26 protein-coding genes, 2 pseudogenes and 1 riboswitch are annotated in these 24982 nt (G+C 43.4%); of the genes and pseudogenes, 18 read left to right on the forward strand and 10 right to left on the reverse strand.

Translation table 11 applies throughout. The annotated features are described in order from the left end of the window. Positions 1–67: 67 nt before the first annotated feature. The 3 genes and pseudogenes from HWQ38_RS12420 to HWQ38_RS12430 all read right to left on the reverse strand — a co-directional run. Positions 68–289, reverse strand: a pseudogene (locus HWQ38_RS12420) (restriction endonuclease subunit R); the annotation flags it as partial. Between the two features lie 28 nt (positions 290–317). Continuing rightward, the gene (gene bcp, locus HWQ38_RS12425; RefSeq protein WP_292793756.1) at positions 318–797 is read right to left on the reverse strand and encodes a thioredoxin-dependent thiol peroxidase; all 480 of its coding nucleotides are present in this window, start codon (positions 795–797) and stop codon (positions 318–320) included. A 187-nt stretch (positions 798–984) separates the two neighbouring features. Next, a complete protein-coding gene (locus HWQ38_RS12430; protein ID WP_292793758.1) occupies positions 985–2835 on the reverse strand; it encodes a serine/threonine-protein kinase in 1851 nt (616 codons plus the stop codon). Between the two features lie 163 nt (positions 2836–2998). Here HWQ38_RS12430 and HWQ38_RS12435 point away from each other — a divergent pair, with 163 nt between their 5' ends. The 5 genes from HWQ38_RS12435 (at position 2999) to HWQ38_RS12455 (ending at position 7700) form a co-directional block, all read left to right on the forward strand. Beyond that, positions 2999–3883 carry an FAD-binding domain-containing protein gene (locus HWQ38_RS12435; RefSeq protein WP_292793760.1) on the forward strand — a complete coding sequence of 295 codons (885 nt, stop codon included), beginning with the start codon at positions 2999–3001 and terminating at the stop codon, positions 3881–3883. A gap of 52 nt (positions 3884–3935) precedes the next feature. Continuing rightward, a complete protein-coding gene (locus HWQ38_RS12440; protein WP_292793762.1) occupies positions 3936–4352 on the forward strand; it encodes a hypothetical protein in 417 nt (138 codons plus the stop codon). Positions 4353–4450: 98 nt separating this feature from the next. Beyond that, positions 4451–4580: riboswitch (cobalamin riboswitch) on the forward strand. Positions 4581–4614: 34 nt separating this feature from the next. Next, positions 4615–6108, forward strand: a complete 1494-nt coding sequence (gene cobG / locus HWQ38_RS12445; protein WP_292793764.1) for a precorrin-3B synthase — start codon at positions 4615–4617, stop codon at positions 6106–6108. Between the two features lie 258 nt (positions 6109–6366). Further along, positions 6367–6993, forward strand: coding sequence for a precorrin-8X methylmutase (locus tag HWQ38_RS12450; RefSeq protein WP_292793766.1), 627 nt, complete (start codon positions 6367–6369; stop codon positions 6991–6993). Continuing rightward, the gene (locus HWQ38_RS12455) at positions 6990–7700 is read left to right on the forward strand and encodes a precorrin-2 C(20)-methyltransferase (protein WP_292793768.1); all 711 of its coding nucleotides are present in this window, start codon (positions 6990–6992) and stop codon (positions 7698–7700) included. Before HWQ38_RS12450 ends, HWQ38_RS12455 begins: the two co-directional genes overlap by 4 nt. A gap of 315 nt (positions 7701–8015) precedes the next feature. On the opposite strand, the gene HWQ38_RS12460 is transcribed toward HWQ38_RS12455, so the two are convergent. From HWQ38_RS12460 to HWQ38_RS12470, 3 genes are all read right to left on the reverse strand, one after another. After that, positions 8016–8873, reverse strand: coding sequence for a glucose 1-dehydrogenase (locus tag HWQ38_RS12460; RefSeq protein WP_292793771.1), 858 nt, complete (start codon positions 8871–8873; stop codon positions 8016–8018). Positions 8874–9027: 154 nt separating this feature from the next. Further along, positions 9028–9918 (reverse strand): alpha/beta hydrolase, encoded by an 891-nt coding sequence (locus HWQ38_RS12465; protein WP_292793773.1) that lies wholly within the window; start codon positions 9916–9918, stop codon positions 9028–9030. Positions 9919–10238: 320 nt separating this feature from the next. Then, the gene (locus tag HWQ38_RS12470) at positions 10239–10562 is read right to left on the reverse strand and encodes a hypothetical protein (RefSeq protein ID WP_292793775.1); all 324 of its coding nucleotides are present in this window, start codon (positions 10560–10562) and stop codon (positions 10239–10241) included. Positions 10563–10586: 24 nt separating this feature from the next. Between HWQ38_RS12470 and HWQ38_RS12475 the strand changes: the two genes are divergently transcribed. The 7 genes from HWQ38_RS12475 (at position 10587) to arsH (ending at position 15233) form a co-directional block, all read left to right on the forward strand. Continuing rightward, positions 10587–10913 carry a metalloregulator ArsR/SmtB family transcription factor gene (locus tag HWQ38_RS12475; protein ID WP_292793777.1) on the forward strand — a complete coding sequence of 109 codons (327 nt, stop codon included), beginning with the start codon at positions 10587–10589 and terminating at the stop codon, positions 10911–10913. 118 nt (positions 10914–11031) lie between these two features. Then, positions 11032–12117 carry a PstS family phosphate ABC transporter substrate-binding protein gene (locus HWQ38_RS12480; RefSeq protein WP_292793779.1) on the forward strand — a complete coding sequence of 362 codons (1086 nt, stop codon included), beginning with the start codon at positions 11032–11034 and terminating at the stop codon, positions 12115–12117. Positions 12118–12192: 75 nt separating this feature from the next. Further along, entirely contained in the window at positions 12193–13257 is a 1065-nt protein-coding gene (gene arsB / locus HWQ38_RS12485; RefSeq protein ID WP_292793781.1) for an ACR3 family arsenite efflux transporter, read from the forward strand. Between the two features lie 31 nt (positions 13258–13288). Beyond that, positions 13289–13702, forward strand: coding sequence for an arsenate reductase, glutathione/glutaredoxin type (arsC, locus tag HWQ38_RS12490; RefSeq protein ID WP_292793783.1), 414 nt, complete (start codon positions 13289–13291; stop codon positions 13700–13702). Between the two features lie 55 nt (positions 13703–13757). Then, complete coding sequence (locus HWQ38_RS12495) at positions 13758–14216, forward strand: dual specificity protein phosphatase family protein (protein WP_292793785.1); 459 nt, start codon at positions 13758–13760, stop codon at positions 14214–14216. Positions 14217–14251: 35 nt separating this feature from the next. Continuing rightward, positions 14252–14512 carry a hypothetical protein gene (locus HWQ38_RS12500; RefSeq protein ID WP_292793787.1) on the forward strand — a complete coding sequence of 87 codons (261 nt, stop codon included), beginning with the start codon at positions 14252–14254 and terminating at the stop codon, positions 14510–14512. Between the two features lie 85 nt (positions 14513–14597). Continuing rightward, positions 14598–15233 carry an arsenical resistance protein ArsH gene (arsH, locus tag HWQ38_RS12505; protein WP_292793789.1) on the forward strand — a complete coding sequence of 212 codons (636 nt, stop codon included), beginning with the start codon at positions 14598–14600 and terminating at the stop codon, positions 15231–15233. A gap of 48 nt (positions 15234–15281) precedes the next feature. Here arsH and HWQ38_RS12510 read toward each other — a convergent pair whose 3' ends face one another. The 4 genes from HWQ38_RS12510 to HWQ38_RS12525 form a co-directional block, all read right to left on the reverse strand. After that, positions 15282–15968: a PHP domain-containing protein gene (locus HWQ38_RS12510; protein ID WP_292793791.1), complete on the reverse strand. Its 687-nt coding sequence runs from the start codon at positions 15966–15968 to the stop codon at positions 15282–15284. A 583-nt stretch (positions 15969–16551) separates the two neighbouring features. Further along, positions 16552–17688 (reverse strand): AIR synthase related protein, encoded by a 1137-nt coding sequence (locus HWQ38_RS12515; RefSeq protein WP_292793793.1) that lies wholly within the window; start codon positions 17686–17688, stop codon positions 16552–16554. Positions 17689–17764: 76 nt separating this feature from the next. Beyond that, positions 17765–17971 carry a hypothetical protein gene (locus HWQ38_RS12520; RefSeq protein WP_292793795.1) on the reverse strand — a complete coding sequence of 69 codons (207 nt, stop codon included), beginning with the start codon at positions 17969–17971 and terminating at the stop codon, positions 17765–17767. Positions 17972–18266: 295 nt separating this feature from the next. Then, the gene (locus tag HWQ38_RS12525; RefSeq protein WP_292793797.1) at positions 18267–18581 is read right to left on the reverse strand and encodes a hypothetical protein; all 315 of its coding nucleotides are present in this window, start codon (positions 18579–18581) and stop codon (positions 18267–18269) included. Positions 18582–19523: 942 nt separating this feature from the next. On the opposite strand from HWQ38_RS12525, the gene HWQ38_RS12530 reads away from it, so the two are divergent. The 6 genes and pseudogenes from HWQ38_RS12530 (at position 19524) to HWQ38_RS12555 (ending at position 24982) form a co-directional block, all read left to right on the forward strand. Next, a complete protein-coding gene (locus HWQ38_RS12530) occupies positions 19524–21752 on the forward strand; it encodes an EAL domain-containing protein (protein ID WP_292793799.1) in 2229 nt (742 codons plus the stop codon). 111 nt (positions 21753–21863) lie between these two features. Next, positions 21864–22829, forward strand: coding sequence for an acetamidase/formamidase family protein (locus HWQ38_RS12535; protein ID WP_292793801.1), 966 nt, complete (start codon positions 21864–21866; stop codon positions 22827–22829). A 24-nt stretch (positions 22830–22853) separates the two neighbouring features. Continuing rightward, positions 22854–23275: pseudogene (locus HWQ38_RS12540) on the forward strand (TSUP family transporter). Positions 23276–23498: 223 nt separating this feature from the next. Next, a complete protein-coding gene (locus HWQ38_RS12545; protein WP_292793803.1) occupies positions 23499–23681 on the forward strand; it encodes a hypothetical protein in 183 nt (60 codons plus the stop codon). Between the two features lie 271 nt (positions 23682–23952). Further along, positions 23953–24648: a pentapeptide repeat-containing protein gene (locus tag HWQ38_RS12550; RefSeq protein ID WP_292793805.1), complete on the forward strand. Its 696-nt coding sequence runs from the start codon at positions 23953–23955 to the stop codon at positions 24646–24648. A 130-nt stretch (positions 24649–24778) separates the two neighbouring features. Further along, positions 24779–24982: a hypothetical protein gene (locus HWQ38_RS12555; RefSeq protein ID WP_292793807.1), complete on the forward strand. Its 204-nt coding sequence runs from the start codon at positions 24779–24781 to the stop codon at positions 24980–24982.

A 24982-nucleotide genomic window follows, 5' to 3' on the forward strand; every position in this document is an offset into this window, starting at 1 on the left:
TAAGTATAAGTATTATAACACTGTTCCAGTATTAATCTAGATAGGAATAGCAAAGTTGAAGAAGAATTTAGAAGTCAGAACTAATTAAAATTTGACCTAAGTTTTTTAATATATTTACAACTTTATATAACTCATTTCCGCGTCTAGATAAAGTGAATCTATCAGATAAAGCATAGATGGGTTTATCTTTTTTTATCAGCTTCATAAATTGAAAATCTTCGCCATTCATTACCAATGAATATACAGGATGCTCAGGCTGAGGATTTGCCAGCATATAAGTCAGTGCTTGGCTGTAACTATACCCGCATCCAGTAGCGTTACGTGGCTGCTAATTCGCGTAATTTAGTTAAAACTGCCTGAGCATGACCTTTGGTTTTCACATTAGGCCAAGTATAAGCAATAATTTTACCAGGTGAAATTAGGAAGGTTGAGCGAGCAACACCCATATATTCTTTGCCCATAAATTTTTTCAATTGCCAGGCGCCGTAAGCTTCTGTCAAAATATGTTCTGGGTCACTCAAAAGAGTGATTGACAAGTTATGTTTGCTGATAAATTTATAATGGGACTTACCCGAATCTGGACTTACGCCTAAGATTTTCGCTCCCAGTGCGCTGAAGTCTTGATACAACTCGGTGAAATCTTTCGCTTCGGTGGTACAGCCCGGTGTGTCATCTTTGGGATAGAAATAGAGGACAATCCACTGACTGCTGAGGTCGTCGAGAGTGACTGAATTGCCATTTTGGTCAGGGGTGGAGAAATCTGGCGCTGTTTGTCCGACTTGGGGAATGTTGCTCATAATGGAGGGTGTGAGAGATTGCGATCGCTTTAGAATTGTACATAGATTGAGTGATCGCATCTCATTCATCAGTAATAATCGCTTTAGAATTGTACATAGATTGACTGAGTAATATGATTTACTCGTATGATGAATTTATTGGCAATGTTCATATTGGCGTGGATAAGGCTGTGTTCTTAGTTTGAAGCTATTGTATTCGCCACACTTTGATTGTGGAGTCCCGACTACCGCTAACCAAGGTTTGTCCGTCTGGGCTAAATACTAAAGATATAACAGCATCTGAATGCCCAGTAAGAGTATCAATTTCTTCACCAGTGCTTAAATTCCAAATTTTAATCTTTTCGTCACTACTCCCACTAGCCAAAGTCTGCCCATCTGGACTTATTGCCACAGAATTGACAACGCCTAAATGCCCAGTAAGCGTAAAATTTTCTTCTTTTGAGTTCATATTCCATACCTTAATAGTTTTGTCATTGCTGCCACTAACCATAGTATTTCCATCTGGACTAATTGCTACAGAATTGACATGAGCTAAATGCCCAGTGAGAGTACAAATTGGCCATATTTTGATACTTTTGTCTTCACTACCGCTAACAAGGGTTTTCCCATCAGGACTAATTGCTATAGTCAATACTGGGGCTGAATGTATCCTCAGAGTGCGAACTAGTTCGTTATTATTTAAATTCCATACCTTAATATCACTACAGCCGCTGAACAAGGTTTGCCCATCCGGACTAATAACTAGAGCATAAACTTGGTACGAATCGTCAGCAAAAGTATGAATTTCTTCACCTGTAGTTATATTCCATCCCTGTATTATCCCTTTGGTACTACCACTAACTAAAGTATGTCCATCTGGGCTAATTACTAGACATTTAACTACATCTTCATCTAGAGTGATAGTAAAAATCTCTTCTCCATGATTAAGGTTCCACACTTTAATTGTCATGTCATAACTGGCACTAATTAAGGTCTGTCCATCTGGGCTAATGGCTATTGAACTAATCCAGGCAGAGTGACCAGAGTACCAACTTCCAAGAGTGTATGCTAAAAAAAATCTTAGGTTATTGACTGTAGATATCTGATTATACGACTTCGACTTATATAATTTGGGAGGATATAAAGTCTCAGAAATTTCTGCTAACTTTTGTAAAATTACTTGGGTATCAGCTGGGCGCTTATTAATTGGACGTGCCATCAGTTTATCTATCAAATCTGCTAGCGAGGCAGAAATTTTAGGGGTTTTTTGTCGCCAATCCTCTAACTCATCTGTGTATATATCATGGTTATATTGATCGCACAAGTCAAAAGGATGTATTCCTGTTATAAGATGGACAAAAGTACGACCCAAGGCAAAGAAATCTGACTGCGGAATAGCACTTCCAGTAGCTTGTTCTAAAGGCGAGTAACCATCACTAACTGCTCTCGTGACCTGTCCAGCCAATTTTTTTTGTTCGTATGTTTCACTAATTCCCCTTGCGATACCAAAGTCGATTAACACCAATTGCCCATTCGGTTGAAGCATGATGTTAGACGGTTTAATATCTCGATGAATCAGCTGCTGTTGATGTACTTCATGCAATGTGTTTGCCAGTTGGTTTAACCAATCAACTGCCAGCTTTTCACTAATGGGACGATTGCCTCTTTTTTGTAACCACTCATGTAAATTTTCTCCCTCAATTTTCTCCATTACTAAACAATGCACTGGCTGTTTAATATTTATAGGAAAAAATTTGAAATATTCTTCTCCTTGTGGAATACCTGGATGATTAAGCTTACTTAAAACTTCAGCTTCTCGCTGGAATTGTTCTACAGCCTTAACATCATTTTTCTTCTCTTCTTTAAGAACTTTTAAAACTTTGAGTATACCACTGCGCTCTCTAACTTCATAAATGTCGCCGTAGCCACCTTTATCACTCAGTAAACGAGTTACCCGATAGCGTCCTTCTAATAGCAATTCAGAGTCACAGCTTTGACAGCGTAGTAGATTATCAGGGTTGTCAGTATTTTGGCAGTTAGGATTGATGCACAGGCTCATCGTCTTGAAAAGTGACAAATTTATCTGATATCTTAGCTTTACTTACTATGAAAAAAGTTCTCTCATCAGGTTGACAGCGATCGCTTATATTTATTTATCCGCCATAATAATGACTTAACCTACAGATATTTTTGTTTATCTATTCTCACCCTTCAAAGTTCACATGACTAAAGATATGCAACGCGAATTTACCAACCGCGATGAGTTGGTAGCCTACCTCCGCGAACAATTCCCAGATGCAGCACAACGCGATGACCACATCAGCGAAACTCTGGGGGGACGCCAAGCGGCAAAAAAAGCGCTGCAAAAAATCGACCCCGTAGGCTACGCGCAAACACGTAATTTATTCACAGGTGCAGTCACGCGACTTTCGCCTTATATCCGCTATGGCGTTTTGAGTTTGCGAGAAATTCGAGATTATGTCCTTAACCAAGTACAGCACCAAGATGATGCTACGAAACTAATTAACGAGTTAGGTTGGCGCGACTACTGGCAACGGTTGTATGTGAAGTTAGGGGATGGAATCTGGGAAGACCAGGAGGAGCACAAAACTGGTTATGCTGTGGGTGAATATGCACCAGAATTGCCGCAAGATATCAGACAAGCAACCACAGGTAGAGTTTGCATTGACAGCTTTAGCCATGACTTAAAAGAAACTGGCTATCTACATAACCATGCCCGGATGTGGCTAGCTGCTTACATTGTCCATTGGCGGCGTATTCGTTGGCAAGCAGGAGCTAAGTGGTTTCTCGAACACCTTTTAGATGGAGATCCTGCTAGTAATAATATGTCATGGCAGTGGGTTGCCAGCACTTTTAGTCATAAACCGTATTTTTTCAACCGTGAAAACTTAGAACGCTATACCAAAAGCGTTTATTGCCAAAAATGTCCCCTTTACGGTCATTGTGATTTTGAAGGCAGCTATGAAGAATTAGAACAGCGACTTTTTCCTAAAGGGGAATTTAGCAAACAAGCTAATAGCCAAAGTTGGCAGCATGGGAAGAAAGGCAAGGGGAGCAGGGGAGGACAAGGGGGACAAGGGGGATAAGGAAGAGAATAAAACTCTTGATTATTGATCATTGACTAATGACTAATAACTAATGACTAAACCAATTGTTTGGGTACATGGAGATTGCCTCAGTCCATACAACCCTGTGCTGCAAAAATACGCCGATGCCGCAGCTATCTGGGTTTGGGATGAGGCTTTGATAGAGGAATGGCAACTGAGTCTCAAACGCATCGCCTTCATCTACGAATGCTTGCTAGAGTTACCCGTTGTTATCCGCCGTGGCGATGTGGTAAAAGAAATTTTAGCTTTTGCTCAAGAACATGATGCGAATTTAGTTGTCACAGCTAACAGTCCCAGTCCCCGCTTTGATGATATCTGCAATCAAATGGAGCGATCGCTAACAGTCCAAGTGTTAGAGGTAGAGCCATTTTTTGACTATGATGGCTATATTGACCTGAAGCGGTTCTCACGCTATTGGAAAGTGGCTCAAAATTATGTTTTTGAATAGCCCAATTGTAAAGTAGAATGTCTGGCGATCGCTTCTGATCCCAAAGTTGGATTTTGCGATCGCCAGATAGGTTGATTCAAAATATGAAGCATTAAATTTTCTGACTGCCTTCTCGTGCTAAATTACTAAAGCTTGTAGTTGGGAAACTCCGGTGAAATTCCGGGACTGTGCCGCAGCTGTAATGGGATCACCCAAGTCAGAATGCCAATCAAGACACACTCACCATCTACTCCCTGCGTTGCACCGGGAAGGAGTTCCAAGTTTGTTTTCTGGATTTGCCACTTGTCCTGGCTTGTTTTATGCTACACCCGCCGCCGATGGGATATTATCTCGGATTAGAATACCCGGTGGGATTATTAGTAGTCAGCAGTGCCGTGCGATCGCAGATATAGCAGAACAGCACGGTGGCGGCTATCTGGATGTGACTAATCGAGCTAACCTACAAATCCGTGAAATCCACACGGGGATAAATGCTGAGGTTCTGAAGCATTTACAGGATATGAAATTGGGTTCTGGCAATCCTGTTGTAGACCACATCCGCAATATTATGACCAGCCCAACTGCTGGTATCGACACCCAAGAATTAATCGACACTCGCCCTTTTGTCCAAGGTTGGGATGATTATATTGCTGCACATCCGGGGCTTTCGGGACTGTCAGCAAAATTTAGCGTTTGCTTTGATGGTGGTGGGATAATTCGGGTGGGCGATCGCTTGAATGATATCACCTTTGCTGCTATCTTAGTTGACGGTAATGTTTATTTTCGCCTCTATCTCAGTGTAGGCGCAAAGGGTCAACCGCCTAGCGATATAGGAATTTTGTTACTACCAGAGAAATGTTTGACCGTCTTGGCAGCTTTGGCGAATGTCTATCTAGCTCATAGTAATACTACGAGTCAGCGTCGGCTACGTCTAAGAGAGTTATTAAATACTTTGGGTTGTGAAAATTATCTCCAGGAAGTTCAGCAGCGTCTACCTTTTTCTCTTTTATGCGGTGAAACAAAAAAAGACCTAACCTCTTCCCTGCGTTCGCGCAGCGTCTCGAAGAGAGGGAAGGGGAAGCAGTCAGAGGGGAAGTATCAGCATATTGGGATTTATCCCCAACGTCAACAAGGCTTATTTTACATTGGTGTCATCTTACCCCTTGGGCGATTAGAAAGTAAGCAGATACGGGGTTTAGCAGATTTAGCAGCAAAATACGGTAGCGGAACTCTTAGGCTAACCCCCTGGCAAAATTTGCTCCTCACAGATATCCCTCAGCAATGGGTTGCTGATGTCCAGCGAGAGATTACTTTCTTAGGATTGGATTCCTCTGCAACCAACATCAAGAGTGGATTAGTTGCCTGTTCTGGCAAAAAGGGTTGCGCCTCTTCTGCCACGGATACCAAGGATGATGCGTTGGCATTAGCAAAGTATCTTGAAACTCGCATCACTCTGGATTACCCAGTTAATATCCACTTCACCGGCTGCGAAAAATCTTGCGCCCAGCACAATAAGAGTGATATTACTCTGCTTGGTGTCAGCATTAAGGCTGAGAATGGAACTGTGGAGGGCTATCACGTTTTTGTAGGTGACAACAAGCAGAAATTCGGACGTGAAATATATAAATATGTGACTTTTGCCGAACTTCCGACATTAATAGAGCGGATACTACAGGTGTATAAAATTCAACGTTTAAATCCCAATGAGTCCTTTGGGGAATTTGCTAATCGGTATGCGATCGCCCAATTACAGAAGTTAATCAATAAAGATGATTGATTACTCTCTTCACGGTGCAAGATTACCCAATTCCTGTGTTTGTCTTCCTCTGTGTTCTCTGTGCCTCTGCGGTTAATTAAATTAGGTCTTCTTCTAGTGAAAAGTGAGTATCTATATTACAGCAGTTTTCATCTATTTGAACCACATCCGTTGTAGGGGCACAGCAGTGCTGTGCCCCTACCCGCGTGGTCTATTTGCCTGAAAATAGCTGTAATTAACAAATCAATCCAAAATCTAAAATTTAAAATCCCAAATTGAATGCCCGACTACATCCGAGATGCCAACGAAATTTACCGTAATTCCTTTGCAATCATCCGGTCAGAAGCGAACCTAGATGTGCTGCCACCGGATGTAGCAAAAGTTGCTGTGCGTCTGATTCATGCCTGTGGGATGACGGATATTATTACTGATTTGGGATATTCACCAACAGCAGTCCAATCCGCAAGGACAGCACTGGCAGCCGGAGCGCCAATTCTGTGCGATTGCCGGATGGTTGCTGATGGCGTTACCAGGCGACGGTTGTCTGCAAACAATCAAGTTATCTGCACTCTGAATGAGCCGGAAGTGCCAGAAATTGCCCAGCGTCTGGGTACTACAAGGTCGGCGGCAGCTTTAGAATTATGGCGATCGCACCTGGAAGGAGCAGTGATTGCAATTGGCAATGCGCCCACAGCACTATTCCGGCTGTTAGAAATGCTTGATGAATTAGCTCACAAACCTGCTATTATCTTAGGCTTTCCAGTGGGATTTGTGGGTGCAGCCGAATCAAAAGCCGCACTAGCAGCAGACAGCAGAAATGTACCATTTTTGACCTTACATGGTCGGCGCGGTGGGAGTGCGATCGCCGCCGCCGCAGTTAACGCCCTGGCAACGGAGGAAGAATGAATACAAAAACCAAAGGTCGTCTTTATGGAATTGGTGTCGGCCCAGGCGATCCCGAACTATTGACTCTGAAGGCGCTACGGCTATTGCGTGCGGCTCCGGTGGTAGCATATCAATCAGCCACAGATAAAGCAAGTATTGCGAGAGCGATCGTGGCGCAGTATCTTCCTGGCAATCAAATTGAGGTACTATTTCATCTCCCCCGCGCTTTGGAACCAGAAAAGGCCAAGTCTATTTATGATCAGGAAATTCAACCAATCGCCGACCATTTAGCAGCCGGTCGAGATGTCGTGGTACTGTGCGAGGGTGATCCATTTTTCTATGGCTCATTCATGTACCTGTTCACGCGGTTATCTGACCAATACCAAACAGAAGTTGTCCCCGGAGTTTCTTCACTGATGGCTTGTCCGGTAGCCTTGGGTGTGCCTTTCACCTACTATACTGATATCCTCACCGTCCTACCCGCCCCACTCCCAGCAGAAGAACTGACTACACATCTGCTGATCACCGACGCAGCCGCAATTATGAAGCTCGGTCGTCACTTTACCAAAGTACGGGATATCCTGCATAAATTAGGGCTTGCATCACGGGCAAGATATATTGAGCGGGCATCAACGTCACAGCAACGCATCGTACCCCTAGATGAAGTTGATCCAGCCGAAGTACCCTATTTCTCGATGATTGTGATTCCAACTAAGAATCGACTATAAGTAGAGAACTATTCGCGCACTTCAGAGAAATTCTTCTGAGTTTCCATTAATTCCACTTCTTCGAAGAGAAGCGACAAAAAATAGCGAAATAGCTGCTTTTAATACTAGTATTCAAAGCAAAGTATCCAATGCTTTGGCAATATCTCCAGATGGGAGTAGAGAATGGAATTAGCGATCGCTATTTGTGCATGGAAAGAAGGCGAGTCTTTTAATTTATTGACAAAAGGCGCTTTATCTTAAACTTTCAGAGATAGGTTAGGGAGTTTAAGATAAAGCGCCATACTCTTATAGACAAAGAATTCAATCCCATTAAAGCTAGCGAAGTCCACCCGCGATGTACAGTGTTTCGCCAGTGATCCAGGCGGAATCGGAGGACGCGAGGAAAACGACAGCAGGTGCAATGTCCTGCGGCTGTCCAATGCGACCAAGTGGGGTTTGCGCTTCAGTCTGTTGGCGGCCTTGACTGTCGGCTGCGGATATTCCTGCTGTTTGCGTGCCCTCCGTTTCCACCATGCCAGGATTGATGGAATTGACGCGGATGTGGTGCGAACCCAATTCCTTAGCCAGGGACTTCGTTACAGCATCGACAGCAGCTTTAGTAGCGCTGTAGACCGAGGCATTTGCAGGCGTGAGGGTACTAACAAGCGAACTGATGTTGATAATGCTGCCACCCTCTGAACCGAAGTGCTTGACGGCTTGTTGTGAGGTGAGAATTAATCCCAGGACATTGAGATCAAACTGCTTGTGGAAGTGTTCTTCGGTGATGCTTTCGAGCGGGGAAAACTCGTAAATGCCAGCGTTATTGACCAAGATATCAAGCCTGCCGAATGTCTCCTGCGTCTTTGCAAACAGACGTTCGATTTCTGTCTTTTGGCTAACATTTGCTTGCACTGCGATCGCCTTGCCGCCATCACTGAGAATCTTGTCAACCAAGCGATCTGCTCCCTCTTTGCTAGAGGCGTAGTTGACAACAACAGCTGCACCTTCATCTGCCAGATCCAAGGCGATTGCAGCACCAATTCCTTTGGAGGCACCTGTGACAACTGCGACTTTTCCTTCTAGTTTTTTCATGGTTATGAGTCTCTTGAGGTTGTTGAGCTTGAAAAGCCGTCCGCGCGAATCATGTCGAATGAGCAAAGATGTTGATGCGATCGTAACAACATCTTCAATCAAGTCAGAGGGGATATTGCCAAGACGCTTGATGTCCCACCCGACCCCGTGCCAGAAATAATCTAGCAGGGGCTGTAAAGGCTCGCAATAGAGCCACGAAACCAAGTGTAAAAGCAGCTGTTAGAGACATGAACATCAGAATGTGTAGTTTAGACGGCTAAATTGAGGATGGAACGAAGCGCTGGACGAAGGCAAGGGATATGTCGGCGACTTCTCGCCAGCCGCTATCGATTGTCAGCGCGTGTCCTCGGTTAGGGATCTCGACAATCTCAGTCACGCCACGATTGTGCTGTTGTTGCTGGAACGATGCGTTTGCGATCTCCCACGGAACCGTATTGTCCTTCTCGCCGGAGACGATCAGCAATGGCCCGCGCTCTGGGTTCTCGGTGTCTACCTTAGCCTCAGTCCACGGGTTGAGGTTGGCGGTTGCCGCCTGAAAGAGTGGCACACCTGATGCTGGCACCGAGAAGGTTTCGTAAAGCTCTTTAGCCTCCTCCTCGCTCACAGCATTGGCGAAACTGAAGCGAAACTGCTCATAGGTGAGCGGGATCGCCCGGTTACGATTCGCTGGATTGCCAAGAACTGGCCATGCGGACTTCAGCGCCGAGAACGGCAGAGGCAGCACACCTCGAAACGGAGCCGGATCGATCGCTACTGTTGCTGAGGACAGCCCCCGTCCGGCGAGGATCTGCACGAGCAGTCCGCCGAAGGAATGACCGATGATAGCAGGTTTTTTGTTCAGCCTACGGATAATCTCATCGAAGTGGTCTGCAACCTGCCCAACGGTCTTGTGTGCGAAAATTTCGGGGTTTGCATTTGCCTCGGCAACAGTCTCCGGGTCGTCGGGCCAACCGGGCGTGAGTACGGTGTAGCCAGCCTCCTCAAACACTACTGCCCAACGATCCCAACTGCTTGGCAGCAGCCAGAGTCCGTGGACAAAGACGATCGGTTGCTTTTTCGTTGCGTTAGCACGCTCAACCTGCTGTGCCTCATGTTCTGCGATCGTCCCCGTGTGGGTTGGCGGGGTTTGGAATGGTAGGCTAGTCATGGTTATCCTCCTCTCCTTGCGACTACGCGTCGCTAATAGTCAGTTTGGCAATCAAATTTTCGGCGGATACTTGCACATTTTTCAGCGAGGGTGCAGTCCAAGGGGGCAAATTTAGCTTGGAGACTGGCAATCGCTTGATAATTGAATTTACCTAAAAATGAAGACCACTTTTTACAAAGTTATTCTGTCGTTACAATACTTTTTCATCTCCTAGCTGTTAAAGACTTTAAAAATTATCATTATCTTTAAAATTATTTTGAGTATTTTAACTGATTGATAAAAAATACTCCATCTTAAATTTATTGAAAGCGGCGGGAAACTCAATTCCCTTGAGTGGGTGGAGAGGGATAGCCGCCCCGCCTCTTGGCAGAGGAAGCAGCACTGGCAGCAGACAGCAGAGATGTACTATTTTTGACATTATACGGTCGGCGCGGTGGGAGTGCAAATGGTATGGGGAGCATCTCAGTGAAAGCAAATACACTACACCATAGGAGAAAGAAGATTCCTGCTCCCTCTCCGAACTCACGGAGAGGGCTGGGGTGAGGTTTAGGCTTTCTACACTCATTGAGATGCTCCCAATGGTGTGAGCTATTTCGATAAAAGTTAGACCTACCTTTCTTTTTGGTAAAGGTATTGTTTACCATAAAGAAATACTTCAATAAAATTTGATGGTTCCTAATAGCACCTTCACTCCTGATCCGATCGCTGCTGGCTTTCATGCCCTATCTGACCCCCTACGGATTCAGGTCTTAGAACTGCTGCGCTCTCAAGAACTATGCGTGTGTGACCTGTGCGACCACCTGGGAACCACTCAATCTAAACTGTCTTTTCACCTCAAAACCCTGAAACAAGCTGGTTTAGTTCGCGCTCGTCAAGAAGGGCGCTGGATTTACTACAGTCTCAATCTGCCGCAGTTTGTTGCCCTAGAGCAGTATCTAGCAGAATTCCGCCGCTTTAGCCCAATATTACCTATTCGTTCTCGCTGCGAGACTTGAAAATCCATCAATTTTTTTTGTAATGTTTTGTTTACTTTTACCTCTGTAGATATTGACAAATCAATTTTTTTTATTTGATAGAGATATACTCTTGATATAACTCACAGGGATGGGGTCAATGAAGATAACAGCAAAGGAATTGGCGATGCCTGGGTTGGGCTACGCCTACGCGCTGGGGATATTGGCTTTGACAACCAGTTGCACAGCAACATCTAACCCATCCGCTCAAACTCAGCAGTCAGAAAAGGTGACTCAGGTAAGAGATTCTCCTAAGGTTGCAACAACAATTATTGTTATTGATGGTTCTAGCACGGTATATCCTATTACGCAGGCGATCGCCAAAAACTATCAAGCTGACTCAAAGAATCAGGTGCAGGTTGCAGTTAATATTTCTGGTACTACTGGCGGGTTTGAAAAATTCTGTGCTGGAAAAACCGATATTAGCAACGCTTCCCGACCGATTTTGAAGGCAGAGATGGAAACTTGCAAGAAAAATGGTGTGGCGTATATGGAGTTTCCCATTGCTTTTGATGCGCTTACCGTCGCTGTTAATCCGCAAAACGATTGGGCACAAGACATCACAATAGCAGAATTGAAAAAGATTTGGAAACCGTCAGCCCAAGGTAAAATCACTCGCTGGAACCAAGTACGTGCATCTTGGCCAGATCGCCCAGTTAATTTATATGGTGCTGGGAAAAATTCTGGTACTTTTGACTACTTTACAGAAGCGACTGTAGGTAAAACTAGATCCAGCCGTAATGACTACACAGCAAGTGAAGATGATGATGTATTGGTGGATGGCATCAGTAAAGATCCAAATGCTTTGGGTTACTTTGGCTATGCCTATTACGAAAAATCCCAAAATAAATTAAAAGCGCTGGCAATTGACAACGGCAAAGGTGCAGTCCTGCCATCACGTCAAACTGTAGAAAAAGTTCAGTATCAGCCCCTTGCTCGACCTTTGTTTATCTACGTTAATTTTCGGGATAACCAAAACAAAACATTAGTAAACAAATTTGTCGAATTTTACATTGATAAAGCAGCAACAATAGCAACTGCTGTGGGCTATATACCTTTACCAAATGATAGCAAACACCTCAACTATGTTCACTTGTATGAAGGCAAAGTGGGAACAGTATTTGGAGGAAAAGCAGAGATGAACTTAACAATAGGGGAATTATTACGCAAGGAAGGAAAGTTTTAGATATGGACAATCATCCAAACCAACCAACTTGTTCATTATGAAAGTTTGAATAATTTAAGCTGTATGGACTTTGTAATGAACAAAAAGACTTCAAAACGCCTCTCCTTTATTGATCGCTTCCTGACCTTGTGGATTTTTTTAGCAATGGCTATCGGTGTTAGTCTGGGCTATTTATTTCCGGGAGTAGAAGCATTTATCAATCAGTTTCAGGTGGGAGCAACCAATATACCAATTGCCATTGGGTTAATTCTGATGATGTATCCACCCCTAGCCAAGGTGCGGTATGAAGAATTAGGGGATGTATTTCGCAACGGAAAAATTCTTGGTGTGTCACTAATTCAGAATTGGATCATTGGGCCAATTTTGATGTTTGCTCTAGCGACTATCTTCTTACACGGTTATCCAGAATACATGACCGGATTGATTCTGATTGGATTAGCCCGGTGTATTGCAATGGTAGTTGTGTGGAGTGACTTGGCACGAGGCAATACAGAGTACACGGCTGGATTGGTTGCCTTCAACAGTATCTTTCAAGTCATCTTTTATAGTCCTTATGCATGGTTTTTCATCACTGTACTACCGCCACTATTTGGGTTACAAGGCAGTGTTGTGAATGTCAGCATTGCCGAGATTGCCAAAAGTGTATTTATCTATCTCGGTATTCCCTTTTTAGCTGGATTTTTTACTCGTTACTTCTTAGTAAAAGTGAAAAGTAAGCAGTGGTATAATGAGGAATTTGTGCCTAAAATCAGCCCGTTCACACTGATTACTCTGCTATTTACAATTGTGGTTATGTTCAGCTTGAAAGGGAATTTAATCGTTCAGATACCTTTGGATGTGGTGAAGATTGCAATTCCGATGCTCATCTACTTCGTGATCATGTTTCTGGTCAGCTTTTACATGGCTTGGCGGATTAAGACAGACTATTCTAGAGCCGCAAGTGTAGCCTTTACAGCCGCCGGAAATAATTTTGAACTAGCGATCGCAACTGCGATCGCAGTGTTTGGCATTAATTCGGGTGTTGCTTTTGCCGCCGTTGTCGGTCCTCTGGTAGAAGTGCCTGTGTTGATTGGTCTTGTTAATGTTGCTTTCTGGGTTGAAAAACGTTATTTCGTAACACCTGAATCGAGAACCCTTTAAATTTACTCAGATTATTCGGAGGAATTGAACTATGAAACGTGTAATGTTTGTCTGCAAAAAGAATTCTGCCCGTTCCCAAATGGCGGAAGGTTTTGCTAAAACTCTTGGCAAGGGAAAGATTGAAGTGATTAGCTCTGGCTTAGAAGCAAGTCTTGTCAGGCTAGAAGCGATCGCTACTATGAAAGAAATTGGTATTGATATTAGCGATCAACACTCCAAACCCCTGAGTGATTTCAAAGCCCAAGACTTTGATGTAGTGATTTCTTTGTGTGGCTGTGGCGTAAATTTGCCGCCGGAATGGGTGACACGCGAAGTATTTGAAGACTGGCAGTTAGATGATCCGGCAGAACAACCGGAAATTTTTCCGAGAGTCCGCGATGAAATCAGGGAACGGGTAACTCAACTAATTCAGTCTGTGAATAAACAAATTACACCTGCTCGATAAAGATTGCAACCTTAAATCAAATTGTAGTACTGAGATTAGATTAAGACTCAAACCAATGGAGCAAGAAACAATTCAACCAATTTCAGAAAACCTGTGGTGGGTGATTCCAGGCAAATTAGGAAGGGTTGGCAAACCCACGGCTGACGAACTCCCAGCATTGCAAGCGAGTGGAATTGGTGCGATCGTCTCTGTTATGGATGACCCCTCAAACTTAGATTTGTATCAAAAGGCAAATATTCCTCATCTCTGGTTGCCAATCAAAGGTGGCACTGCACCCAGCTTAGAGCAACTTCAGGAATTACAAACCTTCATTGATCAACAAAATCCCCTTGGCAATGGGGTTGCAGTTCACTGTACCAGTGGGAGACGACGGACGGGAACGATGCTTGCTTGTTACTTAATTCATGCTGGTTCGTCTTACGATGATGCGATAGAGGTAATCCAAACCGCAAACCCGGAAGTTGAACTGCGAGAAGCCCAAACTAGCTTCTTGCGAGAGTTAGCAGAAGAATAAGCTCACCTCTGAGTAGCACTTGGGAATTTATGCAAATGGCTTTGTTAATTACTATTAGATACTGGGATAAGGCAATGGATGAAGATTGGTGGAAGAAGCTCAAGTCTGAAACGATAAAAGATAGGCTACCAGGGTTATTCATCATCGGTGCGACAGGACTAATTTCATATTTTTTACTGGTTGTTTTGTTATTGATATGCCGTCCGTGGATCAACAAACCCAAAGCAAATTTTCACGAAAAATACAGCAGGTTTCAAGTTGGTGAACTACACAATCTAAGTGTCAAAGCGAGGTAGAAATAACCCCTTAATCCACCTGTTCTTAGTCTCTGTAGCTCTACACTTATTTGTCCCAGCAATTAATTTGTATCATGAAATTTCTATGACGACATTTGACCATCCCCCCAGAATTTTGTTTTTGTATGGCTCCCTGCGTGAGCGTTCCTATAGCCGCCTCTTGGCAGAGGAAGCCGCACGCATCATTGAAGAATTTGGGGCAGAGGTAAAGTTTTTCGACTCGCGTGAACTGCCAATTTACGGCAGCGTACCTGACACCCACCCAAAGGTGCAGGAGTTGCGGGAATTAAGCCTGTGGTCAGAAGGGCAAGTCTGGTCTAGCCCAGAGTTGCACGGTCAGATTTCTGGTATAATGAAAAACCAGATTGATTGGATTCCCCTGACTATGGGAGCCATGCGCCCGACTCAAGGCGGAACTTTGGCACTCATGCAAGTGAGCGGTGGCTCGCAGTCTTTCAACGCCCTCAACACATTAAGAATTCTTGGGCGCTGGATGCGAATGTTCACTATCCCCAACCAATCCTCAGTGGCTAAAGCATATCAGGAGTTTAACGAAGATGGCACTATGAAGGATTCGCCCTACCGCGATCCCGTCATTGATGTTATGGAAGAACTTTATAAGTTTACCTTGCTATTGCGTGACAAAGTTGATTATCTCACAGACCGCTACAGTGAACGTAAGGAAAAAGCTGCTAAAGACACAATCATGATCAAAAAATAACCTCCTGGCTGCTTGAACCAGGGGTATTAAAAACAAATGGATTCATCTTTACAAGCGTTGTAGCAGACTCAAGCCGTGAGTATCAGTACCACAGGTATTGAGAAGAAAGTATTCATCAGCTAACTTTTGCACTTGTTCTGATTCCAAGATGCTGGGTTTCCAAGGGGTAGGGTTGTTGTAGGCGTAGAAAGTTTCCACGCCATCGATACCCTTTTGGGCCGCAGCTGGAATTAAGTCAAAATGCGATCGCTTATAACGAGCTGGATGAGCCAAAACTGCCAATCCCCCAGCTTCATGAATAGCGGCAATCACGTTACTTGCCTGATATTCTTGGCCTATAGTCGCCCTTCTTTGCAGATAGGGTTTCATACTAGGGTGTTCTGTTTCAAAAGCGTAAGCCAAAATGTGAACTTCTATATCCAAAAGGTTGGCATTAATTTCCACCCCACTCCACAGGTGAGGAATGATTGCACTAGGATTACTCCACTTCCAGTCTTCTAACCAAGCAAGTGATGCTTGATAGCCGATAATACCATGATGATCGGTGATCGCTAACCCTTTTAACCCAATAGCGATCGCTTGCTCCATCAATCCACTCGGCTGCAACCTCCCATCTGAGTAGACAGTGTGCATATGAAAGTTGAATAACCTTGGACAACTATGTGCATCAATGTTATGAAATACTTGCTTCAAAAGTTCTGCCGAAGCAGTAGTCTGGGCAAAATTTATAACCATAACCCCCTCAGAATAAAAATATAATTCTTAACACACTAAAACGCCACATCTAGAGATGAGAAAGACCTAGCACTAAAAATTAGTGTTGGCTGCTACTTTCTCAGCTTAATCAGCAAATTTTTCAATATGTTAAGACTACGTTAGCAAATCTTAATCTCGGTAGTCATGGGTGTTTTGGACTACTTTTATTTGCAGTAGTAATAAATATTGCATCCAAAATTTCATCAATCCGCCTCTAGTATCTGTGTTAAATTACTTAGATAGTAAAGCTTTAGTAGAGTAATTATCTCTAATCAGCCGGAAATGAAACCTTTATATTGTGTGTAAAAAATATTATTTATCTCAATATTTACACTGATTTTATCTAACAGTAATGACTTGTGCGTAGGCGTAGCCCACCGCAGGTGTTACCCTGAGCTTGTCGAAGGGCTCAGGGTAACACCTGCGCCGTACCACTTCGTGGAAGCAAGCTACGCGGAGCGTCTCGTAGAGAAGGGCATCGCAAAACTAAGAGAATCCTGTAATTTTAAATGGATAATTGTCTACAATAGCTTCCAGAAAACTGGCGATCGCTCCTAAATCACTATACCCCTCGCGCAATTCCAAAAGAATCCCCCTTCAAGGTGACTCCAAGCGGTTCTACCACCACCTCGCGGCTAAGGGACGCTTCAACCCTTCCTGCAATCACAGCCGAAAGCTGATGTTCTCTTGCGAGCATCACGATTCTTTCTGCATCCTGCTGCGACTCTGTATAAAATGCAAATCCTGCACCGTAGTTGAACACGGAAAGCATCGTCTGAACCCCGCCCTCAAGATGACCCTCGACAAACGTAAATATCTCCGGCACTGGCAGCATCGTTTCGATGACATACCGGAGTGGCTTCACCGACCGCATCAGCTTTTGCCAGCCATGGCCAGTGATATTTTCCATTGCCGTGGGACGAATTCCCTCGCCAAGCACCGCCTGGACAAGCGGCGTGTAGAGATGCGACGCAGCATTCATCGCTGACCATAACTCCTGCCCACTCGGAAGTTTTGTTCTGTAGCCATCAGAGAGCGACTGGGCGAGCTTTCGCAGTGGGGTAAAGCCGTTCTCATGGGGTCCCGAACTTTCGACCAGAACAATGGTATTTCCGGCATCCAGACGCGAGCTATCAATGGGAGCGACACCAGCCGGCATGACCCCAAAAACCGAGCCTGCGATGTCAAGCCGGCCTGGAATCATCTTAGTTTTTAGTTGAGGAGTTTCCCCTGAGAGATATACGCAGCCCACTCGTTTGCATCCCTCAACTACTCCATCTAGAAACCCATCAAGGAAAGCGGGAGTAAAGATCGTTTCAGGAGTACTCGACGGCAGATAAAGACCGAGAAGTATAGTCTGCATACCTGAGGTTGCCGCGTCGTTCGTCAGACATGAGATGATCTTGATACCGATATTCCACCAGAATCGCCGAAGCTCTTCTTCACAGAGATCGTCAGGCCGGGTATCGTCTGCGGTGCCCAGTCCTTCGGGTACAAGTGTCATCGAAAGTTCCCTAGCCCCCGCCTCTAGAAACGGAGCCAGGTTAAAACTAAAAGCGTTAGCGCTAGCTCCGAGGCCGGATGCAGGCACGATGCCATAAGCGCTTGCAAAGCCAAGTGTGCGTTTGGCGGCATCGATGAAGCGTCGTTTTGCAGCATCGAGAGTATCGTAATCGACTTGATCGAGAGCTTGAGGCATCAGGTTGCGTTTTAAGTTAAAAGTGAGGAGTTAGGAGTTAAGAGTTAGGAAAACTCATAGCTGATAACTCATCACTTTAAAATACCTCATCTTCAATACCATGCCACCATTCCCCCAAATTCATCAAGTCTTGGTAAATATCTTCTAATTCTTTGGTATAGACATCGTTTGTAAGGGTGGCTCGACGCTCTTGTAATTTCTTGAGGCGCAGTTGCACCAATAGCCAAGGTTTGGTAATGCTATTCGTAGCTTCGATGTATTGCGCTAATTCTTTACTATCCATATATTATTTTTTATCATCCATTAGAAATCAGATTAATATCCTTTGTGTTAACTGTGGAGAATTACTATCTTTTAACTCAGACAGTAAAATCTCTGGTTGCGTTGACGAAGTGGCGGCTTCCGCATCGCCTCAGATGTCCTTTAGCTGGCATAATCGTAGATACACTCTTTCTACAATTACCATTATATGCATATTTAGATGTGAAATAGCTGATCTCACCCTAAATCCAACTACTTTATCCACTAAAGAGCTTTGTAGCTAGCTAGGACTAGATTTACTTCCATTTGGCTAAATTTTAGAGTACTGACTCTTTAACTTTTGGTGAATTCTCAAGCTTGTTTGGATTCACCCAACGATTGACAAATTCCTTGTTATGTTTGTGTACCTTGATTTGCACTTGCTTGGAACTTAACTTGACTACTTCGGCGGTGATTCTTTGGATATCGTTAGAATCAGCGCGGGGCTTGTAAAGCCAAATGACTTTTTGTCCTACTTGAAAGTAGTTAGGATTGCTAGTTAAAGAAGGCGCTCTTTCTGCCCAAGAGGGGAATAGAATTGCTAAGTTGATCAAAAGTACTAAGACCACTAGAGTTATTTGGAAAAGTTTCATAATCATTGCACTTGTTTTGGGTCTGGTGGGGTAATCAATCTGCTCTAACATTTAGCTATTGTCCTTTTTTGCTTTCTGAAAGTTGATGTTGCTGGTTAATGATTTTGCCGGATTGATGTAGCACCTCTTTTTCACCTAAGTTTGATAGCTATAGAGATTTGGATATTTAATTACTTAGCTTTTAGCTGTATCGCAAGCCAAGTTTGTATTTGTTCAAAGTTCAAATCTCTACTGCAAGACTTACGCAAACAATAGCCCAAAAGAATAATTTGTAGGTAGGGGCAATACCCTGCCGTCAGCTAAAGCTACATGAATTGGCCCTACAGCGTAAGTCCTCTGCTGATTTCAGGATAAAGCGACTTTGAGAATAAAATCAAATAGTCTTTTTTGTTAAAACGATAAATTAAAATTATGAAGAAAGTTGTGATGCTCTGACTTGAGATCACAATCTCTATCTCAGGAGTAATAGGCGCAAAAAAACACTCTGTCGTCAAAATTGATAATATCCAGTGCTTGATGTTTCTAAGAGTTTTGGATAATAAAGAACACTTTTAAAATATCCTCTCAAACAGAAGATTATTTACTGAATTCGTGGAAAGCTTTTGTTCTTGATTTAGGCTAGATTCATTCTGAAGCAATATATATTTAATCTTAATTAATCCATCTGAAAGTTCTTGCTACACTGACTAATTTTTGCTTTTATCTTATGATTTTAAATTTTTTATATAACTACTTGTTAATTTGCCTGATTGGATAAAAGCTATCGGCAATTGCTTGAGCAGTTAATATCAAGTTTGTAAGATGTTGGCAAATCCGCTGATCAGCTAAAATATTCAGTTTGCCGAACTCATCAAATCTTCATCTATTTGAAGTATAGTTTATCTTTTATCGGATAAACAGTGGGAATAATAAACTAAATCGCATTGAGCAAATTAGTTAGCTATGAGTCAAACATGTCGCATCTCCAAAACCTGTGCTTGTCGCAATGTTGCACGCTGCCGGACTGAGGAGGCAGGTAAGCTCTTTCTCTGGTTCCCCGTTCCACATACTCTGCAAAAAGTTACCTCCTACCTACAGCAGTTTGCCCTTAAGTATGAACTGATGCACGAGCGACCAGGTTTAAGTTTGGACTGTAAACCCGGACAGTCGCTAAAAATTGCGCGTAACCTAGCCAAACTACTTGCACCGAGAGAATTAAAAGAGACGCAAGTCCTTTTCATTCGAGGCGCTATGCAACCTCAAATTCAGGATTTTAGTGACATAGCCTCATTACAACGCTTCATTAAGTTGAACCAATCCGACTGGCTGGTTGAAATGCTGGCAACGGAGCGATTCACCAGTTACTTGCAACCAATTGTCTCAATTAAGGATACATCGCAGATTTTTGGATATGAATCGCTCTTGCGGGGACTGGATGAACAAGGCAATATATTGCTACCGAAACCAATTCTGGAGTTAGCAACCGAAGCCGGACTCCTACCACAACTTGACCAAGTTGCTCGCCTGAGCGCAATTACTCAAGTCAGTCGCTATCAAGTAAGTGGGCACATCTTCATCAATTTTGCACTAACGTCACTTTATGACCCCGCTTTTTGCCTACGTAGTACGGTAGAGGCAATTGATGCTGCGGGCATTTCCCATGATCGGGTTGTTTTTGAAGTCGTGGAGTCAGACAATCCTCAAGATTTAGACCATCTCAAGACGGTGCTGCAATACTACCGGGATGCTGGGTTTTTAGTTGCCCTTGATGATCTGGGTTCTGGCTATTCCAGCCTAAACTTGCTACATCAGTTACGTCCAGACTTTATCAAGCTGGACATGGAGTTAATTCGAGATGTGCATCAAGATGTTTACAAAGCTTCGATTACCGAGAAGCTTCTAGAGATTACTCAAAACTTAAATATCCAGACTGTTGCGGAAGGAATTGAGTGCATTGAGGAACTGAACTGGCTGCGAGAACGAGGTGCAAATCTTGCTCAAGGCTATTTGATTGCTAAACCCAATGCAGTGCCTCTGACTATAACCCCTCAGTTTGATCCGATCACATTAACTGTAGCATCAGCAAATTCTCAGGTAGTTAAGCAGCAGGTTCAACACCAAAGCGAGTCTGAGCGAATTGTCGCGGCTGTGACACAGCGCATTCGAGAATCGCTAGAGTTAGACGAGATTTTGCAAACCACAGCAGCCGAAGTACAACAACTGTTTGAGATAGACCGAGTACTGATTTATCAGTTTAAGCCAGACTGGAGTGGTTTAGTTGCTGTAGAATCCTTAGCAGAAGGCTGTATGTCCATCCTGGGATTTCACGTTATGGACACATGCTTTAAATCCACGCATGCAAGTTACTATCAACAAGGCAATACTAAAGCGATTGAAGACATTGAAACTGCGGGACTATCGCCATGTCATATTGATATGCTTCGGAGTTTGCAAATCCGGTCAAACCTGATAGTACCCATTTTGCACCAAGACCGTTTGTGGGGACTATTGATCGCTCACCAATGCTATCACCCCAGACAATGGCAGCAATCTGAGGTTAATTTGTTTAAGCAGTTAGCAGGTCAAGCTGCGATCGCTATTCAGCAATCAGAACTTTACCACCAATTACAACAAGTAAACCAGGAATTACAGCGCCTTGCCTCTTCGGATGGTCTAACCCAAGTGGCAAATCGACGCTGCTTTGATGACACGTTCACCGTAGAGTGGCAACGGTTGGCACAAGAGCAAGGCTCACTATCTTTGATTTTGTGTGATGTCGATTACTTTAAGCTTTACAACGATACGCATGGACATTTGGCAGGAGATGATGCACTCAGACAGGTTACCAAAGCAATCTCTCAGACAGTTAAACACCCTGTTGATTTAGTTGCTCGTTATGGTGGAGAAGAGTTTGCAGTCATTTTGCCGAATACTGATATTCAAGGGGCGATCGCAGTTGCAAGAGATATTCAGACCAATGTGAGTAGATTACGAATACCTCATTTGCATTCTGATGTCAATGAATTCATCACCTTAAGTTTTGGTGTGTCAACCATCACTCCTCATAGCCAATTATCTCCTGCAACCTTAATTGCTGCTGCTGACCAGGGACTCTACCAGGCAAAAGCACAAGGAAGAAATTGTGTGGTACAGATGGACTGTGAGGATGCTGATGTTAGATATCTCCTTTAGCACCAGTCTCCATTTTCTCTGCCAATTATCGTGAATACAGATCACAAATTTAATGACAGAGCTGGTGACTTGATTGCTCTTTTGAATCTAAAATCTAAAATCTAAAATTGTGTGACTCACTACATTTTAAAAGCCTCAAAAGAAACCGTGCATTTAGGCGGTTTCTCCCATCTGCTAGAACCAGCACTCATTATCGACTCTGGTGATACAGTTGACGTAGAAACTTATACTGGTTACTACGTTTATGAGAAAGCACCACCAGAGTTTCTCACACCAGAATTTCTCGACATCTGCCAAAATCTTTTACCAGAACGCAAAATTGCTGGGGGGCCGCATTTACTCACAGGGCCGATTTATGTGCGCGATGCCCAACCAGGGGATGTTTTAGAAGTACAATTAGATGCGATCGCACCTCGTTTACCTGTCGGCTTCAATGCCATTCGTACAGGTTGGGGAGCTTTACCAGATCAGTTTACTCAAGCTGCTTTGAAATTCATTCCGCTAGATTTAGCAAACAATATCGCGGAATTTCCGGCAGGTGCTGGTATAAAAATTCCTCTCAAGCCGTTTTTTGGGATTCTTGGTGTCGCTACTCCAGAAACCTCTCGAACTTCTGTCCCCCCAGGTTCTTACGGCGGTAATATCGACAATCGGGAATTACAAGCTGGTTCTCGTTTATTTTTGCCGATTTTCGTACCAGGTGGATTATTTTCTATTGGTGATGGACATTCGGCACAAGGAGATGGCGAAGTAAATGTCACCGCCATTGAAACTTCGATGAATGGTAAAATTACTCTTAAACTTCGCAAGGATTTACAACTGACAACACCAATTGCCGAAACTCCAACTGATATCATCACAATGGGTTTTGCTCAAACCTTAGATGAAGCATTGGAACTGGCTTTAAAAAACATGATTAATTTTCTGGAACGCTTCATAAATTTGTCGCCAGAAGATGCTTATGTATTGTGTAGTTTAGCTGTGAATTTTCACATTACTCAAGTTGTGAACAGTCCCCAAAAAGGTGTGCATGGAATGCTCCCAAAATCCATCTTTTCCCAGAAAATTAATTTATAATTTCCAATCTAGTAACCATTTTTTATGTCTAATATCTTTATCCAACTGTTGTTAATCGGTTTAGTTTCTGGCATTGCTGGTGGAATGTTTGGTATCGGTGGTGGCGCAATTATGATTCCGGCAATGGTGTTAGTGCATTAGAGGTAGGTTGGGTGGAGCGGAGCGCAACCCAACAAATATCAGGATGTTGGGTTACGCAAAGCCTCCACCCAACCTACAATTTTTTTGCTCAAATTTTGCCAATCGGCATTTTAGCTGCCTTAGTTTACCAGCGCAACGGTAATCTTAATATCAAATATGCCCTGATTATTGCAGTTGGTTTAATTGTGGGTAACTTCTTCGGGGCATTGTTTGCAAATCAGCCATTTATTAGCAGTGAGTTAATGAAAAAGCTGTATGGTATCTTTGTGTTAATGATCGGTATTCGTTATTTACTGTCAAATTGAAGAGTTTAATTAAGCTTCAGCTTTTTCTTAAAGGAGGAGGGGAAAAAGTTGATGGCAGTATAGTTAAATACCTCCACCATTTCTTGAGCCAACTTTTAGCAAGTGTTCGCTAAACACGTACAATAATGGTCGGTTGTTACCCACACCAGTCTGATTGTTATTAGTCAGAATGTAGTGGTGCAATATATTGCACTCTTACAAAAGCTAAATACAGAGGTAGACTATGTTTCCTTTTTGGGGTAATACCTGTTATGGAAGCGAACCCATTTCGCACAAAGCTAGCTTAGAGCGGAAATTAAAATTCTTGATTTGGATGCGAGATGATTTAGAGTCCAAACTGGCTGGTATTAATGCTTCTATTGATACCATTCGGCAGCAGATAGAACGCTCAAATTCAGCTGTTTAGAACTTAGTTCTTGCAGACATTTGTAACTCTTTTGTGACTGGGCGCTGTAAATGGGCTGCATCAGTGTTGTAGGCTGTGTGCAGCGCTCTGTCACGAAGTGGCGTATAAAAGAAAAAGAGGCAGTCTTGAAAAACGAAGCCCAGGCTTTTGTGCTAGTGACTGGTAGAACTAACCCTGAATATTTAACTCCAGATAGAGAGAAAGTAAGCAGAGTTGATTAATACCTTGAAGTTAGAGCCGTAATCGTCTGAAAGCGCCAAAACTTATAGAAATGAAAAATATTATCTCGATTGGTTGGAATAGCTGGTTAAAACGCCACAAAGAATCTATTTTACTATTTGACTCAATTGCTGCCGCTAGTGAGATTGCCCTTATGCTTAACGGTCAGTGGGATGGCTGCAATGGTGTGATTATCGCTAAATGTGATGAGATAGCTGTTAACACTGCGTCCTTACTATTGGAAGCTACATGGTGTTATCAAGGCGCTTCAAAAGCTGTTTTAGACAGAGTAACAGCTGATGAAATTTTACGCCGTTATGCAATCGGAGAAAGAAATTTTGTTAATGCTAATTTGAGGTGTGCAGTACTTGCATCAGTGAATCTGAGTGGAATTAACCTAAGTTATGCAAAGCTGAGTTGGGCAGACCTAAGTCAAGCCAATCTCAGTAAAGCTGATTTCACAGCAGCAGACCTAAGCCAAGCTAATTTAAGTGGAGCCGACCTGATTTCGGCATACCTAATGAGGACAAACCTAAAAGGGGCAGACCTGCAACAAGTTTCACTGAGGGGGGCTAACCTAACTAGCGCCTGTTTAAGTGAAGTTAACCTGACTCATGCAGATTTAACAGGAGCCAATTTAGCACTAGCAGACTTAAGAGGGGCAAATTTTCACGAATGCAATTTGAGAGGGGCTAACCTAACAGGTGCCTTGTTTATTGAGAGTGACTTGGCTTTTGCTCTCCAATGATCTCGGCTGGAAGCGAGGATAGCGGCGGGCTGTGACGCTCGTAAGAGTTGTGTTAGCGCCTATAAGAATCTATACGGCTGCTACTGGTAAAAGCGAGGATTTTGGTGTAGATGCCATAGTTAGAGGTTGAATGGGAAGAATTCGCCAATTCATCTGCATTATCCTGTTTTCAGGCGATCGCTATTTGCTACCTTTAGTATTTTCTTTAGAAACTTTTTCTAAGATTATGGCGAATTGGTCAGACTCTTATCTTGGCAAGTTACGACAAGTTGTAGGTGAGCGCCTACTTCTGTTATTTGGCGCACGCGTAATTATCGAGGCGGCGAATTTCTGA

It is taken from the genome of Nostoc sp. NMS7, from assembly GCF_017115085.1.
GTDB lineage: Bacteria > Cyanobacteriota > Cyanobacteriia > Cyanobacteriales > Nostocaceae > Nostoc.